Annotated in this window: 15 protein-coding genes; 7 read left to right on the top strand and 8 right to left on the bottom strand. The window is 31.8% G+C overall.

The window, feature by feature from the left end; translation table 11 throughout:
- Positions 1-11: 11 nt before the first annotated feature.
- Positions 12-374, top strand: coding sequence for a response regulator transcription factor (locus ACKOWY_RS09580; RefSeq protein WP_408941220.1), 363 nt, complete (start codon positions 12-14; stop codon positions 372-374).
- Here ACKOWY_RS09580 and ACKOWY_RS09585 read toward each other — a convergent pair.
- Positions 367-1,299 carry a polysaccharide deacetylase family protein gene (locus ACKOWY_RS09585; RefSeq protein ID WP_408941221.1) on the bottom strand — a complete coding sequence of 311 codons (933 nt, stop codon included), beginning with the start codon at positions 1,297-1,299 and terminating at the stop codon, positions 367-369. The two genes, ACKOWY_RS09580 and ACKOWY_RS09585, sit on opposite strands and share 8 nt — an antisense overlap.
- 167 nt (positions 1,300-1,466) lie before the next feature.
- On the opposite strand from ACKOWY_RS09585, the gene ACKOWY_RS09590 reads away from it, so the two are divergent.
- Together ACKOWY_RS09590 and acs are read left to right on the top strand one after the other, a co-directional pair.
- On the top strand, positions 1,467-3,362 hold the full coding sequence (locus ACKOWY_RS09590; protein WP_408941222.1) for an acetate--CoA ligase: 1,896 nt from the start codon (positions 1,467-1,469) through the stop codon (positions 3,360-3,362).
- A gap of 120 nt (positions 3,363-3,482) precedes the next feature.
- Positions 3,483-5,390, top strand: a complete 1,908-nt coding sequence (acs, locus tag ACKOWY_RS09595; RefSeq protein ID WP_408941223.1) for an acetate--CoA ligase — start codon at positions 3,483-3,485, stop codon at positions 5,388-5,390.
- A 435-nt stretch (positions 5,391-5,825) separates the two neighbouring features.
- Here the strand turns inward: acs and ACKOWY_RS09600 are convergent, their stop codons facing one another.
- The 5 genes from ACKOWY_RS09600 to ACKOWY_RS09620 form a co-directional block, all read right to left on the bottom strand.
- Complete coding sequence (locus ACKOWY_RS09600) at positions 5,826-6,143, bottom strand: hypothetical protein (RefSeq protein ID WP_408941224.1); 318 nt, start codon at positions 6,141-6,143, stop codon at positions 5,826-5,828.
- Between the two features lie 12 nt (positions 6,144-6,155).
- Complete coding sequence (locus ACKOWY_RS09605) at positions 6,156-6,422, bottom strand: hypothetical protein (RefSeq protein WP_408941225.1); 267 nt, start codon at positions 6,420-6,422, stop codon at positions 6,156-6,158.
- 3 nt (positions 6,423-6,425) lie between these two features.
- Positions 6,426-8,339: a DUF294 nucleotidyltransferase-like domain-containing protein gene (locus tag ACKOWY_RS09610; RefSeq protein ID WP_408941226.1), complete on the bottom strand. Its 1,914-nt coding sequence runs from the start codon at positions 8,337-8,339 to the stop codon at positions 6,426-6,428.
- 174 nt (positions 8,340-8,513) lie between these two features.
- Positions 8,514-10,052, bottom strand: a complete 1,539-nt coding sequence (locus tag ACKOWY_RS09615; RefSeq protein ID WP_408941227.1) for a DEAD/DEAH box helicase — start codon at positions 10,050-10,052, stop codon at positions 8,514-8,516.
- 66 nt (positions 10,053-10,118) lie between these two features.
- Positions 10,119-10,637 (bottom strand): DUF6155 family protein, encoded by a 519-nt coding sequence (locus ACKOWY_RS09620; RefSeq protein ID WP_408941228.1) that lies wholly within the window; start codon positions 10,635-10,637, stop codon positions 10,119-10,121.
- An 89-nt stretch (positions 10,638-10,726) separates the two neighbouring features.
- On the opposite strand from ACKOWY_RS09620, the gene ACKOWY_RS09625 reads away from it, so the two are divergent.
- Both ACKOWY_RS09625 and ACKOWY_RS09630 read left to right on the top strand, forming a co-directional pair.
- Positions 10,727-11,011 (top strand): DUF3817 domain-containing protein, encoded by a 285-nt coding sequence (locus tag ACKOWY_RS09625; RefSeq protein ID WP_408941229.1) that lies wholly within the window; start codon positions 10,727-10,729, stop codon positions 11,009-11,011.
- A complete protein-coding gene (locus ACKOWY_RS09630; protein WP_408941230.1) occupies positions 11,004-12,251 on the top strand; it encodes a mechanosensitive ion channel family protein in 1,248 nt (415 codons plus the stop codon). Before ACKOWY_RS09625 ends, ACKOWY_RS09630 begins: the two co-directional genes overlap by 8 nt.
- A 1-nt stretch (position 12,252) precedes the next feature.
- Here ACKOWY_RS09630 and ACKOWY_RS09635 read toward each other — a convergent pair whose 3' ends face one another.
- Complete coding sequence (locus tag ACKOWY_RS09635) at positions 12,253-12,648, bottom strand: acyl-CoA thioesterase (RefSeq protein ID WP_408941231.1); 396 nt, start codon at positions 12,646-12,648, stop codon at positions 12,253-12,255.
- A 145-nt stretch (positions 12,649-12,793) separates the two neighbouring features.
- Here ACKOWY_RS09635 and ACKOWY_RS09640 point away from each other — a divergent pair, with 145 nt between their 5' ends.
- Both ACKOWY_RS09640 and ACKOWY_RS09645 read left to right on the top strand, forming a co-directional pair.
- On the top strand, positions 12,794-14,131 hold the full coding sequence (locus ACKOWY_RS09640) for an OmpA family protein (protein ID WP_408941232.1): 1,338 nt from the start codon (positions 12,794-12,796) through the stop codon (positions 14,129-14,131).
- 58 nt (positions 14,132-14,189) lie between these two features.
- A complete protein-coding gene (locus tag ACKOWY_RS09645; protein ID WP_408941233.1) occupies positions 14,190-14,588 on the top strand; it encodes a glyoxalase in 399 nt (132 codons plus the stop codon).
- A gap of 10 nt (positions 14,589-14,598) precedes the next feature.
- Here ACKOWY_RS09645 and ACKOWY_RS09650 read toward each other — a convergent pair whose 3' ends face one another.
- Positions 14,599-15,012, bottom strand: coding sequence for a hypothetical protein (locus ACKOWY_RS09650; RefSeq protein WP_408941234.1), 414 nt, complete (start codon positions 15,010-15,012; stop codon positions 14,599-14,601).
- Between the last annotated feature and the right edge of the window lie 106 nt (positions 15,013-15,118).

A 15,118-nucleotide genomic window follows, 5' to 3' on the forward strand; every position in this document is an offset into this window, starting at 1 on the left:
AACCAATCAATATGAAAAAGATATTAATCGTAGATGATGAACCAAATATTGTAATGTCATTAGAATATACTTTCAAGAAAAATAATTTTGAAGTGTATATCGCTCGTGATGGTCAAGAAGCATTAGATATTTTGAAAACTAAGTTTCCAGACGTTATTATTTTGGATGTGATGATGCCAATGGTAGATGGGTATGCAACCTTAGAGCAAATAAAAAAAGATAGTAATTTAACCCATACTAAAGTCATTTTTCTTTCTGCAAAAAATAAAGAAAGTGATGTTGAAAAAGGAATGGCACTAGGTGCAAATGCTTATTTAACGAAGCCTTTTTCTATAAAGAAAGTAGTAGAAAAAGTACTAGAATTAACTAGTTAATACTTATTGTCTTCCCTGATGGAATTACATATTTTTTATTGTTTGCTCTTATGTAAATAGTTAAAGAACTTAAATTAGTTACTTTGTCATTTAAAACTGAAAATTTCAAGTTTCTATAAGCATTTATATAATCTACTAAATCAATTTGTTTGGCATAATAAATTGCAGAATTACCAGCCAACATTTTAAAGAATTTTTCAGTTTCTTCCCATTTCTTTTGATCACTTCCCATTTCCCAGCTGTGTCCCCAAATATCTAATACAGCCAATTCATTTAATTTCAAAAAAGATTCAATAGTTTGATAAAATAAAGCCATTTCTTTTTGATCTTTTTCTGGTTGATTCGGCTCCCAATAGGCTTTGCAAAATTGATGCATTGTGGGATGCCACCTTAAAAAATCTTTAGGAATTTCAAAATTATAGGTGTCCCCAACGGTTCTTGCATATTCAATTCCTAGACGTTTTATTGTTTCAACTATAGTATCGTTTGTATTTCCAAAAGGGTAGGCCATTCCGCGAATAGAGTAACCCATTATGCGTTCCAATTCTTTTCGATCTTCAAAAATTTCATTTGCAACTTCTAATTTAGAAATATCGGGCAAATTGGGATGATTAGCAGAATGGACCGATACTTCATGACCTTTGTAAAGCTCTTTTAATTCCTCCTTATTTAAATAATCATAATAGGAATTGGTACTTAATTTATTGGAATTTAAATGAAACGTTCCAATCAGTTGGTATTTGTTCATTAATGCAACCAGTTTTCTGTCATTTTTTGCTCCATCATCATAACTCAAAATTAGCGCTTTGGTTTTTTCCTCTGGGAAAAGCATTTCAATAAATAAGGATTTGGTAGAATCATTATTTACTTGAGCCAAAGATGAGATGGGTATTTGTAAAACTAAAATCAAAATATACTTTTTCATAAATCTAAATTGTACTGCAAATTAATGATAATTAAAATTTAAATTGTTAAGAATGCCAATTTTTCAGAAAAATGTATATATCTATTTAGCAATATTATTTTAGCTTGTATTTCTTTATTCTCTAAATTTACTAAACTAAATTAAACAACTGTTAATTTTATTTTATAATGAATTACGAAGAATTCTACTCCAAAAGCATTGAATCTCCAGAGAAATTTTGGCAAGAACAAGCTAATCAAATTGAATGGTTTAAAAAACCTACAAAAATCTTGTCAAAAGATGAATATAATTATCCACTTTGGTATAAAGATGGAGAATTGAATGTATGTTATTTAACATTAGATAAACATATTGAAGATGGTTTTGGAGATCAAGATGCTATAATTTACGATTCTCCCGTTACTCAAACAGTTAAGAAATACACCTACTATGAAGTAAAAACCGAAGTAGCTAAATTGGCAGGAGGGATGCTGTCTTTAGGATTGAAAAAAGGAGACACCGCTGTAATTTATATGCCTATGATTCCGCAAGCAGCTTTTGCCATGTTAGCTTGTGCTAGAATTGGAGTTACCCATTCGGTGGTTTTTGGTGGATTTGCACCACATGAGTTGGCTATTCGTATAGATGATTGCAAACCAAGATTAATTATCACCGCTTCATCTGGAATTGAAATTGATCGATTAATTGCTTACAAACCTTTGGTAGATGAAGCAATTGAATTAGCAGAACATAAACCGAAGAAAGTTATTGTTTTAAATAGAAAATTAGGAGCAAGAATTCCGTTTCAAAAATACGATGTTGATTATGATGCGTTAGTCTATGGATCTGAAGAAACACCTTGCGTTCCAGTAAATTCTACTCATCCTTTATATGTGTTATATACTTCAGGAACTACAGGAAAGCCTAAAGGAATTGTAAGGGATTCTGGAGGTTATGCTACAGCGCTTAAATTTTCAATGCGATATATTTATGGAGCCAAGCAAGATGAAGTTTTTTGGGCAGCTTCCGATGTGGGCTGGGTAGTAGGACACAGTTTTATCGTATACGGTCCACTTATAAATAGAAACACCACAGTGTTATTTGAAGGAAAACCAATTAAGACTCCCGATGCTAGTACTTTTTGGCGTGTGATTTCCGAGCACAAAGTAGCAACTATGTTTACTGCTCCAACAGCAATTCGTGCCATAAAGAAAGAAGATCCAAACGGAGAATTCATTAAAAAATATGATTTATCTTGTTTGAGAACCCAATTTTTAGCCGGGGAACGATGCGATGTGGCAACATTAGATTGGTACAATCAACATATCCCTATCCCAGCTATAGACCATTGGTGGCAAACAGAATCGGGTTGGCCAATGATTGCCGATATGATGGGAGTGGAGTATTTACCTGTAAAACCAGGATCTGCAGGGAAAGCAGTTTCGGGTTATGACATTCAGATATTTGATGAAAACGGAAAAGAATTAGGTCCAAATGAAGAAGGTTATGTGGTTATAAAATTACCATTGCCTCCCGGTAACATGTTGGATTTATGGAATGACAACCAACGATTTCAAGAAGGTTATTTGAATAAATTCCCTGGTTATTATTTTTCTGGAGACGGAGGATATAAAGATGATGAAAACTATATTTTCATTACAGGTAGGGTAGATGATGTAATTAATGTTGCCGGTCATAGACTTTCTACTGCAGAAATGGAAGAGATAGTTTCATCACATCATTCAGTTGCAGAATGTGCTGTTGTCGGTATTAATGATGATCTAAAAGGACAAATTCCTTTGGCTTTAGTAGTTGTAAAACATGGTGATAATATGGAACATTTTCAATTGCAGCATGAAGTAGTGCAATTGGTTAGAGAACAAATAGGTGCTGTTGCATCGCTTAGAGATGTCGTTGTCGTTGAACGTTTACCAAAAACACGCTCGGGTAAAATTCTTAGAAAATTACTTCGAAGCATCGCAGACGGTACTGAATTTCAAATCCCTTCAACTATTGATGATGAAGCAATTATTGATGAAATACGATCCGATTTTGAAAAATCAAAAATAGGCTCGTTTAAGTAATGCAATAATTACCTATATCTATTTAGCAAGAAAATTCTTTAACAAAATAGTAGAATACCTATATTTACATAAAATTAAATAATTTATCCTAGTTATTATAAACTAATAACCCAAATCACAATGAGTTACTATAAAATACAAAATTTAGAACATTACTTTAAAATGTATAAAAAATCAGTGCGCGAACCAAGGAAATTTTGGGATCGTATTGCTGATGAGAATTTCACTTGGTATCAAAAATGGGAAAAAGTATTTGAATTTGATATGCAAGAATCTAAATTCAAATGGTTTGTTGATGCTAAAGTAAATATCACAAAAAATTGTATTGACCGTCATTTAGCTAAAAGAGGTGAGAAAACAGCTATTATTTTCGAACCGAATGATCCAAGTGAGGCGGCACAACATATTTCATACAATGAATTGTATGCTCGCGTTGCCAGAATGGCCAATGTATTAAGAGATCAAGGAGTTAAAAAAGGAGATCGAGTGTGTATTTATTTACCAATGATTCCTGAACTAGCTGTTTCAATATTGGCATGCGCCCGAATAGGTGCAATCCATTCTGTTGTTTTTGCTGGATTTTCATCATCGGCGGTTTCAGCTAGAATTAATGATTCAGAATGTAAAATGGTAATTACCTCAGATGGAAGTTACCGTGGTAATAAAGCAATTGACTTAAAAGGAATTGTAGATGAAGCTTTAGAAAAATCTCCTTGTGTAGAAAAAGTATTGGTTGTTAAAAGAACAAATACACAAATCAACATGAAAGAAGGTCGTGACCAATGGTTGCAACCCTTAATGGATGCTGCGGTTCCAAATAATGTAGCTGAAATCATGGATGCTGAAGATCCGCTATTTATATTATATACTTCAGGATCAACAGGTAAGCCAAAAGGAATGGTGCATACCACTGCGGGTTACATGGTTTATACTGCCTATACCTTTAAAAATATTTTTAATTACGAAGAAAATGATGTGTATTGGTGTACAGCCGATATTGGTTGGATTACAGGTCATTCCTATATTTTATACGGACCATTATTGAATGGAGCAACTACTGTAATTTTTGAAGGAGTTCCTTCATATCCAGATTTTAGTCGTTTTTGGGAAGTAATAGAAAAACACAAAGTAAATCAGTTTTATACTGCGCCAACTGCTATTAGAGCACTTGCAAAAGAAAGTTTGGATTACGTTCAAAGATTCCCTTTAAGCTCATTAAAAGTAATTGGGTCTGTAGGAGAGCCAATCAATGAAGAAGCATGGCATTGGTATAATGATCACGTAGGAGGGAAGCGTTGCCCGCTTGTAGATACTTGGTGGCAAACTGAAACGGGGGGTATTATGATTTCGCCTATTCCTTTTGTAACTCCAACAAAACCAACCTATGCTTCATTACCATTACCTGGAATTCAACCCGTTTTAATGGATGAATTACGTAATGAAATAGATGGAAATCAAGTAACAGGAAGTTTGTGTATTAAATTTCCTTGGCCATCTATGGCAAGAACAATTTGGGGTGATCACCAAAGATATAAAGAAACCTATTTTTCTGCTTTTCCTGGTAAATACTTTACAGGTGATGGGGCACTAAGAGATGAAGTAGGGTATTACAGAATTACTGGTAGAGTAGATGATGTTATTATTGTTTCAGGTCATAATTTAGGAACTGCACCTATTGAAGATGCAATTAATGAACACCCAGCTGTGGCAGAAAGTGCTATTGTAGGTTTCCCGCATGACATTAAAGGAAATGCACTTTATGGATTTGTAATCCTAAAAGAAGTTGGTGAAAGTAGAAATCATGATAATTTATCTAAAGAAATTAATCAGTTGATATCCGATCAAATCGGACCAATTGCAAAATTGGATAAGATTCAGTTTGTTGCGGGATTACCAAAAACACGATCTGGAAAAATCATGCGAAGAATTTTAAGAAAAATTGCCGAAGGAGATTTCTCTAATTTTGGAGATACTTCTACTTTATTAAATCCAGAAATTGTGGATCAAATTAAAGACGGTAAGGTATAGTTTTTTTTTAGTTTTTAAGTTTAAAAAGCTGCTTCATTATGAGGCAGCTTTTTATATTTTAAATCAATTTTTGTTTTTTAGAATTTACAATGTAAATAATTGTTGCGATTAAGTAGGGAAGTGTACTTGTCACAATTTTATAGTTTTTAGAAAATATACCGACTATAAAAAATAGTAGTACAAGAAGGAATAATAGAAAAACACCAAGTGCATTGACTTTGTTGTTTAATTTTGGATAAATAGACCCAATCAAAAGAATTATTTGAGCTATTAAACCAGCTAATATTACGGGATGCAATAAGTTATTTAATAAATAATCTGTCTTTTGAATGATTTCGAATTCACCCTGATAAATAAATAACGAATTATTTGGTGGCCACTCTAAGTAACAAAATTGAAAAGTAATTAGTAGTAATAAATTTAATAACCTCTGCATTAAATAATATTCAATCTTGATTTTAATTTTAAAAATAATAAAGCCAGCGTGTAGGCATCATCTGTTGTAGAAATTCGATCGGTTTTTGGAATTTTATACAACGTCCCTAATTGTTCAATGGTGAAGTTTCCATTATTGATGTCATTCAGTTTTTTATGCATTATTTCAACATCCAAAGCTTCATTTTTTAATCTTCCACAGGCCATTTTTTCTAATACTTCATTAATCATTTCTACATCAAAATGAATGCGGTGTCCAACTAATGTTGAATTTCCAACATATTCAATGAATTTTTCCATTGCTTGCCATTCCGACATTTTGGGTTGTTCTTATTCTAATAAGAAATCACTAGAAATACCATTGTCGTGAAGGTATTTATATTGCGGAATGGTTACCTCAAAAATATCTCCAATGCGAATGCTGTCTTCAATAACTGATACTGCACCAAAGGATAATATTACATCTTTTTTGGGATTCAACCCACTTGTTTCAGTACACAAAACCACATATCGATTGGATTTAGTATCAAATTTTGATAAGTAGGTTTTCCAAAACTCAGGGGAATTTTTATTGCTGTTTTTTAACCAATCAATCATAATTTAAGAAAACTGCGTTAATTGAATTTTATCTTTAATCAAATCTTCAAGTTCCTTCATAGGTGCTAAAGCATTTTTTAATTTTTCTCTATCTACTTTGCTTAACTCTTCCAAATTGATATATTGACCTGATGAATCATTTTTTAATCCTTCTAAAGTTCTGAACTTAGACAGTACCAAATAGGCATCGGCACAATTTAAATATACCTCAGAATATTTCGGGTCAATCATGGCTAATTGCTTGAATCTTAAATAAGTACTGTTTGCTACTTTAATATTATTGTTTAAAATTAATAATCGAGCACCATCAATTAATGGCATTAATGCTCTAGTTTTGATATCAAATTTACCTTTATGTTCACCTTCTTCCTCAATATTGAATTTCTTGAAGAAGTTCAGTGGCGTTGGTTTTTTTATGGTGTCATTTCCTAAATAATCTAAGAAAAGTACTTTATTTTTAATATTAGAAAAAATAACATCGGTTATTGCATCTTCGATTTTTTGTTCACCAAATGCCATTTCATAATCAAAAAACACACTGCTTATTTCATTGGTGCTTTCACCTGGAGTATTTATCCAATTGTTATATTGTTTTATCCAGTCAGTCAGTGATTTACACCACATCATATTACTAGCCATATAGCCATTTGGGCAATTGTAATAACCCACTTTTTCTAATGTAGCAGTAGCTTTTCGAGCGAGTTTTAAAAAGTAATCTTTTACGTCTCTGTATTTTTCTGGCGTGACATCTTCAAATACTAAAATACTATCCTGATCGGTTAATAATAATTGTTCTTTTCTTCCTTGACTTCCAATGCATAACCATGCAAAACGGGCAGGAGGTGAGCCCAACTCTAAAATAGCTTGCTCAACTGCACGTTTTACAATTGCTAAAGTGATTTCTCCAACAATACTACTAATATGTGTAAGTGGAATGTTTTTGTTTAAAGATGATTGGATAATATCTGTTAATTTATTTCGAACAAGCTTTAAATCCTTAGCTGTTTGAGATTTTTTAATTTCTTTTAATAGGATTCCTGGGTTATTTGCTTGAGCTACAACAAGATCATGTTCTGAAATTATTCCTTTAACTTCCGATTTATCGGTACCGTCTTTGGTTACACATAGGTGAGTAACCGCATGTTTTAACATTACCAACTGGGCTTCGGCAACCGAAATATTTTCAGTAACTGTAATTACCGGGGAAGCCATAATTTTACTAATAGGATTGGTAAGAGGATATCTTCCGGTAGCAACTTTAGATCTAAAATCTTTATCGGTCACAATGCCAATTGGGTAGCTTTGATCTGTTATTAACGAATTATCAAACATGTTTTCGGTAACCAATTGAGCAGCATCCTTTATAAGAGTATCGTGACTAATTTTTAAAGGGGTTTTATTGTAATTTAACGACTGAAAATACTGCATATCCGATTGATTATCAGAATAAGTAACATTATCGGAAATTAAAGTATGATTTTTATTATCAAGACTGTTTTTAGTATTTACAGCAAAACTTTCTAATAAAAAGTCCAATACAGTTGAATTTTGAGCTACAAAAGGCTTGAAAGTTGCAATGGGAATTGCATACACAATGCTTTCTTCACGGGCTTTAGCTGTCATTTGGTAATTATTCTTTGCAAAGAACGGACGTAAACCAAAAATATCGCCCGCATAACATTTATTCAATAATGTTTCTTCAGCGTCTGAAATAACAGTTAAATGAATCACACCAGAAGCGACAACATAAAAAGCATCGTGTAACGTATCATTAATTTGAAACAACGATTTATGTTTTTCTAAATTGATTACACGAATAGTAGAAACAATCTTAATTAAATCTTCATAAGAAAGATAACTAAACGGTTCGTATTCTTTTAAAAAGTTTGCTATACGTTGGGTAATAGCATTTTCCATAAATGTTGGATTTATTTGATTTGTATAAATATACTACAAAAATAATAAAGGAATAAGAGTAATAGAAGGAATGTTAAATAACTTTACTAACATATTTTTAAACCATTATAACTACTGGTTTTGAAATATTCTATTTTACATAATATAAATTATAGTTCAATATTAGAACGTGTTTTAATCTAGTTCATTAAGGATCTTTATTCTGTATATCTTACCAATAGCAACGGTTAATCGTGTATTGTAGTCTTCTATAAGCCAGCTTCTGTAGTTTTTTGAAACATTACCAAGACACGAACAATATTGCTTAATTCTAAATTCAACATCATCAACAAGCTCTTTGGATAATCTTCTTGCAGAAACTAAATCATTGGTATTATCAACACACATTCTTGCATGTTGCTCTAAAGATTTATCAATGATTGTTTTGGCTTTTAAATTGGAACGAACCGTAATTTTAAATTCTTCCATAATATCCATATGAATATCTTCAGAATTTTTAAACTTAGCAGCCAATTCTGGTGGCATGACATATTTGAAATTACTTTCAATTTCGGCATCATCTCTAAGATTCTCTAAATAATATTCTGGAGATTTAAAAATATGTTGCCAATCCACTGGATTATTCCATAATCCAAATCGTAATGCGTTGTTACCTAAATCAATAATAATAAAACTATCTTTATTTGGCAATCTCCTTGACCCACGGCCAATCATTTGAAAATAAAGCGTTAACGACTTTGTAGCACGATTAAGTATGATGCTTTCTACTGTGGGCTCGTCAAATCCTGTGGTTAATATTCCTACCGATGTTAATATTGCATCCGGAGTCTTCTTAAACCAACTTAAAATATCTTTTCGTTCCTCGGCTGTAGTAGTATTATCAAGGTGTCGAATGTTGTATCCTGCATTTTTGAAACTATCGTAAACGTATAACGAAGTATGAATACCATTATTAAATATTAGTGTTTTCTTGCCTAAAGACTTTTCTGTATAGGCATGCAAGAGCTTTTCTTGCATCACCATATTGGTATATAAATCTTCTGAAGATTTAACTGTATAATCTCCGTTAATACCCACTTTTAGTGAGGTCAACCCAACATCATAGCTGTAAGTGGTTGCTTTCGCCAAAAAACCTTTGTCAATTAAGTTCTGAATAGTATCGCCTACAATCAATTCATTGTAGTTTTTATACATCGGCAGCTTAATATTGGAACTTAAAGGAGTTGCAGTAACGCCTAGTATAAAGGCATTTGAAAAAGCACTAAATAACTTTCTAAATGAATTGAAGTGAGCTTCATCAATTATCAGTAAACCAACATCTTGTATTTCTAATTTTTCATCATTAAGACGATTTTTTAAAGTCTCAATCATGGCCACAAAACACGAATATTCATCCTGATCTGGCAGTTCCTTTATGGCACTATTAATTACCTTGTTTTTTACATCAAATGCCTTAAGCATTTTAGAGGTCTGTTTGCAAAGTTCAATTCTGTGGGTAAGCACCACTACTTTCTTATTGTGTTTCTCTAAATATCTTCGGGTAATTTCAGAAAAAATAACGGTTTTACCCCCGCCAGTAGGCAATTGATACAATAAGTGATAATTCGACGGAGCATTGTCTATGCGCTCAAAGATCTTGTCTATGTCACCTTTTTGGTAACCATAGAGTTCTTTTTTTTCTTCAATTTCAAGAAGTAGCTCTTTTTTTGACATAGCAATTTTACAATTTTGCAAAACTACATCTAAAAAAAGGTTTCACCATAACTATTTTTAATTATTCTACAAATAATCTAATTTTTCAAGTTGAATTTGAAATTCATAGTTATTGTACCACTTCTGACTAACTGTATTTTCATAGATAGCCTCTACTCTACTCTTGTATTCGGAAACAATTCCTTTTTCAATCATAAAATGCAAAGCTTGTTGAAAAGTAGTTAACATGCTTTTATAAAAAGCCTCTTGTTTTATATCCTTTTCTGAGGAATAGGTTTGAGCAATTTCAATGGTGTAAAGCATTAAATCCGCAATGAGATAGGCATCCATTCCAAGTGAAACAAAGTGCTTGATGAATTTTTGAGCTACAGAACGGCGCATTTTAGCTCTTTTACCTTTAATTGGGTAATATTCATTTGTAACCTTAATCTTGGCTTCTCTAATTAATTTAGTTTCATTTGGATTTAAAGCAAAGTCATAATAAATTTTAACTTCTTTGAACTTATCATACAACTCTATGATTTGCTCTTCAAGTTGCACTTTATTTAAATTGGATAAATACTTTTTAAGATCTCGCTTGCTCATAAAAATTGCTAAATTAATGCAAAAGTAACCCAGAATATTGTTTTATTTCTATTGTTATTACTTAATTTTGCAATCAAAGTTTATTTATTATGATCAAGTTTTTTAAAGTTGTTGCCGTTTCAGAGGGATTTTCTTATTTAGTTCTTTTAGCAAATATGCTATTTAACAAACATTCAAATCCGGAACTATATAAAATGCTGCTATTCCCTATAGGAATGGCACATGGAATTCTTTTTATCGCCTATTTGTATCTTACTTTTTTTGTGAAATCTAAACTTAATTGGAGTACAAAAGAGACTTTGGTTATTATTTTAGGCTCATTAATTCCGTTTGGTGCCTTTTACATTGAAAAAAAATATTTAAAAAATGCATGATTTTTTAGTTAAAATATACGGATGGTTGTATCCATTATTACGTAAAATTTCACTTGGTGATATTACTTCAGCCTATATTAGTTTGGTGGTTAACATATTCATATTGTGTGTAATAGCCTATGTGATTTATGTGATTTTCCGATTAATTTTAGTTGCTTCAATGGCAATTATTGCAAGAAAAACCAAAACTCATTTTGACGACTTATTGGTTTCAAATCAAACCGCCAAATACATTGCGCACTTAATTCCCTTTTTATTTATTTACAAATCGGTTCCTGTTATTTTAGAAAATTACGATTATTGGCAATCGGTTTTTGGTAAAATGGTTGGAGTTTATATTGTATTGCTATCACTTTGGATAGTCCGAAGTATATTAAAAGCTACTAGTGAATACATCAAAGAAAAACCTAATTTAAGCGACAAGCCTATTGATAGTTATGTTCAAGTAATCATGATTATTTTATGGATTTTCTGTATTGGGATTATCATCTCTAAGATTTTTGATATCAATTTAAATACACTACTTGGGGTTCTTGGAGCGATTTCGGCAATCATTTTATTGATATTTAGGGACACCATTTTAGGATTTGTAGCAAGTGTTCAAGTTTCCTTAAACGATATGGTGCGCATAGGAGATTGGATTACTTTTGATAAATATGGAGCGGATGGAGATGTAATTGAAATTAACTTAGCTACAGTAAAGGTCAGAAATTTTGATAATACAACGACTACAATACCTACCTACAGTTTGATTTCTGATTCATTTAGAAATTGGCGCGGGATGCTAAAATCGGATGGGCGTCGCATTAAGCGACATATTTTAGTTAAGGCAAAAAGTATTCGGTTTTTATCGGAATCAGAATTAATAAAATTAAAACGAATCCAGCTTATTTCAGATTACATCGATACCAGACAACATGAAATTAATAAATACAATGCTACTCATAATGTAGATAAGTCATTGGCTATTAATGGTAGAAATATTACCAATTTTGGTTTGTATAGAAAATACATTACCTCCTATTTAGAAAATTATCCAGGAATAAATAAGGATATGATTTTGCTATGTAGACAGCTACAGCCTACATCACAAGGAATGCCTCTTGAAATCTATGCATTTTCTAAAGACCAACGTTTTGAGCAATACGAGCATATTATGGCTGATATTTTTGATCACATTATTGCTTCAATTGCTTATTTTGATTTGGAGCTTTTTGAAATGACTTCGGAAAAAAAATAAATTAATTTTTATTTTTTAAGCGATCCTCAACGAATTCAATTTTGGTTTTTCCGTGGGCTTGTGGTTTCCCATTTAAATCAACGCTTACCATGGTAATTTGATCAATGGTTATAATGGTTTCTTTGGTCATCATATTGCGAACCTCACAAGTCAATGTTAATGAAGTAGTTCCAAACTTTAAGACATCAATACCTATTTCCACAATATCTCCCTGTTTGGCAGAGCTTCTAAAGTTAATTTCCGACATGTGTTTGGTAACAATTCTAGGGCTCTCCAATTGAATTATGGCATACAGCGCAATTTCTTCATCGATCCAGGCCAATAAACGGCCACCAAACAAGGTGCTATTTGGATTTAAATCTTCGGGTTTAACCCATTTTCTTGTATGAAATCTCATAGAATTAAATTAATTTATCAAAGTTACTTATTTTTACAACCTAATTATTGGATGATGGTTAAAAAATTATACAAAAAAACAAGTTTACTTTAATCGAAACCCTTATATTTGTATTATAATTACTATTTAACACATAAATTTCGTTATGAAAAAGATTACATTTTTATCTTTATTTTTAGTTTCAGGAATTGCTGGACTAGCACAAGAAAATAAAGTCGAAAAAGACACAACTTCAACAGGTATAAATAAATATACTATTGAATTATCTACCGGACAATCAAAAGGAGTTAATCCTTACACAGATGGTTATTTTTCAAGTGCAGATAATAAAGTACTAGGAACAATTGTAATTAATTCTTATAATTTAGGTGTTCGCTACATGATTAACCCAGTTTTTGGTGTTAAAGGAGATTTAGGTTATGTTGATTTGAAAAATAATCCTAGCACAACAAGTATACCTTTTGAAATGAAAGTTTATTCATTTGGACTTCAAGGTGTAATTAATGCTAATAGATTATTAGGTTTAGAAAAATCATTTGGAAGATTTGGAATGTTACTTCATGGAGGATTTCAATTATCTCAAATGACTCCAAATACTGCTAACGAAATGAATCCATTAAACCCAGCAGATGTTGTTCGTTACCACAATGCTGGTTTAAAAGAATATAATGTAGGATTGATTTATGGATTCTCACCTCAGTTTAGATTATTCAACAGAGTTGCTTTAATAGGTGATGTATCTGTTGTAAATAGTTACAGACAGCACTTTGCTTGGGATGGCGCTTATTCTGATTCAAAAAACAATTTATCGGGTCAATTAGTTTCAATGTCATTAGGTTTTACGTATTCCCTAGGAAAAGACAAAATGCATGGAGATTGGGCTGTTGTTAAAGACAAATACATTAAAGAGATTGAAAAACTTCAAAATCAAGTTAAAAACATTGAGACTTCAATGGGTGACCTAGATAAAGATGGTGTTCCTGATTATTTAGATCTTGAGAATAATTCTTTAGCCGGTGCAGCTGTTGATACAAAAGGAAGAACTGTTGATTTAAATAAAAATGGTGTTCCTGATGATTTAGAAAAATACATTGAGCAAAACCAAAAAGATTTTTCAAAAATCCATACTGCTAATACCGTTTCTCAATTAGTAAATGATGGTTATATTTCTGTTTTCTTTGAAACAGGTAAAGTTGATCCTACAGACATTTCATCTCCTGGTATTGATTTTATTAGAACATACTTAAAAAATAATCCAAAATCTTCTATTGAGATTCTTGGGCACGCAGATGAAGTTGGAAGCAGTGAAAGTAATGTTTCATTAGCAAAAGCAAGAGCAGAATCAGTTAAAGCAATTTTAGTAAAAGCTGGTATAGACGAGTCTAGACTAATAGTAGTTTCTAAAGGTGAAGATACTTCGGTACAAGCAGATTCTGAAGGTGCTAGAAAATTAGTTAGAAAAGTGACTTTCAAAATTAAATAAGTTATAATTTCAACAAATTAAAACCTCTGTTCACAGAGGTTTTTTTTATTTCGATAAAATGAGAACAGATAGAACTAATTTTCTCAATGATATTAAACAAGAGTCTTTAGGAATTGTGAACGAATTCACTTCAATTGAAGAGCAATTTCAAAATAAAACCCTACGCCCTATTTTGAAATTTCAAAATGAGTTGCTGCTACAATTTTTTATTTCCTACGCAACCAAAAACAAAGAAGTGTTTTTTAACTTATCTACTAGTAATAAAGAAAAGTATATTGAAAATTCGCTCCAGTCAGATACTGTTTTTCGAAATCAATCTATTGGAATTATTGTAGGCCTTTTTTCTATAGAAGAATATTATGAATATAAAAAAAACACTTCCAATCTTAATAAACGTATTTTGAATATGCTTATTGAAAGATGGAAGAGTCAATTACAATTATTAGACAATAAATAATTCCTATTTATTAGTCCTCATTATCTTCGTTATTAGTTTCAATTACGGAAGTATTAGATGGTGTTGATCTAATTTCAGTATGTCTAATCTCTCCACCAGTGGTGCCTGTTTTTTGAGCAAAATAAACACCAACAATCGAAATTAAAATTGCAGCATACGTAGTAATTTTCGACTTAATATTATTAGTTAAGTTGAAATAGAAACCAACAATAGAAACAGATCCTAGAACATATAATATTAATGCAAATTTCTCTGCTATTTCCTCATGTTCATGAATTATTTTTTTTCCAATATTTGGCATATCCTCTACCATTTCTTCGGCTCCCTCACCAGTTGCCATGCTCGCAGCAGCAAAGGACGCCAGCCATGAGTGAGAGCGAGCGGCTATCGTTGGATCGTATTCACGCGGCAATTCAGAAATCAAAAGCCGCCAAGGATGACTTGATCGAGGCGACGGCCAGCGACGTGATGTTGGCTATAAAAGCCATCGGATGCGCAAGCCTGATGTCTAATGCCATGCTGCCACATAG

This window comes from Flavobacterium sp., assembly GCF_046073885.1.
Lineage (GTDB): Bacteria > Bacteroidota > Bacteroidia > Flavobacteriales > Flavobacteriaceae > Flavobacterium.